Genomic DNA, 1722 nt, shown 5'->3' with positions numbered 1-1722 from the left:
TGGCTTTAATAGACCCCGACCAAGCTGTGCTATTATTGTAGAGGTTGCATAAGGACTGAAAAAATGAAGAAGTTTTTCATGAGTATGGTTGCTGCTATTGTATGTGGTACTGCATTTGCAGGAAACGTGAATGAGGTTGCGACTTCTGCAGTATCAGATGAAGCTCTTAGCTCATCTACACCAGACAAGACAGTATCTACTTTCTATGGTTCAAAGGCTTCATCCAACGCAAACAATCCTTGCAAGGGAGCAACTATCAGAAAGTGTGGAACCATAGAGTCAAGTTTGGTATCATTTGAAGACCAGACTTTGGTGATGCAGCAGGTAAAGGATGTTGAAGGAAACACATTGTCTGTAAACAATTTCTTTGTTCCATCCTCTGTGTCAGAAACAAAGGCAAACATCAAGGTTGAAACAATGAAATTGGGTGGTACGTTCAAAGAAAATGTGGTAGAATGAAAATAAGGCATATTTTAGGACTCCTTTTCATTATGTTTTGCACGACTCTGTATTCACAGAGTCGTGACTATATGAATGAAATGGAGCAGAACGACTTGAGAATCAGACAGAAGCCTAATACAGAAGGATTTCTGTCTGATTATTTGCATTCTGTAAACATTAAGGAAGATACAGTTTATGCGATTCTTTATAGTCCTGCCGAATGCTTTAGATGTGAAGCTGCAATTCCTGCATTTTACGAAAAACTGAAATGCAACAATCCGAACAATAAGTTGTTGCTGATAACAGTATATGAGGATTCTACGACCGCAAGTTGGTATAATTCCAAGAATAACTATAAGGCTGATTACTATCTTTATGATACGAAATCAGTTTACAGCAATATCTTCAGTTTTAATTCTGAAGGAATGTATGGGTTGTATATTCTCAAATTAGTCCCCAAAGAAGGCGTGTTCATCACTGGTGGGCAATATACGGTATTAGGGAGAGAGTTCGTGAAGCAGTTGGTAAACCGTAAAAAGAGAATCGCTCCTCACATGTATGAGTTGGATAAGAAAGACTCATATAAAGAGGTGGCAGACAAGGTTGCAGCAATAAGCATTCCTATGCCGAAATGGAAACAGACAGACATCGCGGTCAACACGAAAAATGGAGTTGAAATATCTACAATATATGATATTCCAAAGATAGAGAATGGACACCTGTTCTTTAACGACATGCTGAACAATGGCATAATGCTGTTTAACAAAGAAAGTGGCGCATTCAATTTCAAGAGACTCTTCCAAGCAGACGAGACCGAGAGAAAGAAATTTGTTTCTGTGCCAGACAATGATTTCCAAAATTTAGTGAAACAAGGAGAAGTATTCTATATAGCTTTGTCTGCAAATATGTTGGACTCATCCCATATTGGCATATCCTACTCTCTACCTAAGATTCTTCGAGAGAAAGTAGACAGCGTATGGGACTATAGCTTTTACAATGCTCCTGCCGTATTGATTCGCAACATCAACGATTACACGTCAGGTAAGATGATTGCACCAGATTTCGACTTGGAATATTCCAAGTATTTCTATCTTCACTTTGTATTCGACTTGTTCAATAACAAATTGTGGACAGGATGTGAAAAATTGACATGGCCTATGGATGGATATGAGAAAGAGGATATTGTTGGACAGAAAGGTTTAGACCCTTTCAATGGCAGCTTTTACAAGACCTTCAATCCAATAATAGCTTCTTTTCGTATCAATGACGGAAAGTGTGATG

Annotated in this window: 2 protein-coding genes; both read left to right on the top strand. The window is 38.4% G+C overall.

The features are described from left to right. The first annotated feature begins 63 nt into the window (after positions 1-63). On the top strand, positions 64-459 hold the full coding sequence (locus tag F7D73_RS00945) for a hypothetical protein (RefSeq protein WP_153121874.1): 396 nt from the start codon (positions 64-66) through the stop codon (positions 457-459). 71 nt (positions 460-530) lie between these two features. Next, the coding region (locus F7D73_RS00940; RefSeq protein WP_228117590.1) for a hypothetical protein at positions 531-1722 on the top strand (1192 nt) is incomplete at its 3' end.

The sequence above is a fragment of the Segatella copri genome, from assembly GCF_009494395.1.
In the GTDB taxonomy this organism is placed as follows: Bacteria; Bacteroidota; Bacteroidia; order Bacteroidales; family Bacteroidaceae; genus Prevotella.
Note: the sequence above shows the minus strand (reverse complement) of the source record. Positions and strands in the feature narration are given on the sequence as shown.

Excerpts from the sequence above, each read along its gene's own strand:
- F7D73_RS00945 (WP_153121874.1), top strand. The coding sequence starts at position 64 with ATGAAGAAGTTTTTCATGAGTATGGTTGCTGCTATTGTATGTGGTACT.